This is a genomic window from Paenibacillus sp. LjRoot56, from assembly GCF_964253335.1.
Lineage (GTDB): Bacteria > Bacillota > Bacilli > Paenibacillales > NBRC-103111 > Paenibacillus_E > Paenibacillus_E allorhizoplanae.
In genome coordinates this window covers 1-420 of the sequence record NZ_CAXURV020000014.1, presented here as the reverse complement: position 1 = coordinate 420, position 420 = coordinate 1, and the positions used below count along the sequence as shown (strand labels likewise).

Below are 420 nucleotides of genomic sequence, written 5' to 3'. Positions count from 1 at the left end.
CGAGTCTCCATAGAAAGGAGGTGATCCAGCCGCACCTTCCGATACGGCTACCTTGTTACGACTTCACCCCAATCATCTACCCCACCTTCGGCGGCTGGCTCCCTTGCGGGTTACCCCACCGACTTCGGGTGTTGTAAACTCTCGTGGTGTGACGGGCGGTGTGTACAAGACCCGGGAACGTATTCACCGCGGCATGCTGATCCGCGATTACTAGCAATTCCGACTTCATGCAGGCGAGTTGCAGCCTGCAATCCGAACTGAGATCGGCTTATAAGGATTGGCTCCACCTCGCGGCTTCGCTTCCCGTTGTACCGACCATTGTAGTACGTGTGTAGCCCAGGTCATAAGGGGCATGATGATTTGACGTCATCCCCACCTTCCTCCGGTTTGTCACCGGCAGTCATCCTAGAGTGCCCACCC

The 420-nt window shown here is 56.7% G+C and carries 1 rRNA gene; it reads right to left on the bottom strand.

What is annotated here, in order from left to right:
- Positions 1-13: 13 nt before the first annotated feature.
- Positions 14-420, bottom strand: a 16S ribosomal RNA gene (locus ACSQ8O_RS36710); the annotation flags it as partial.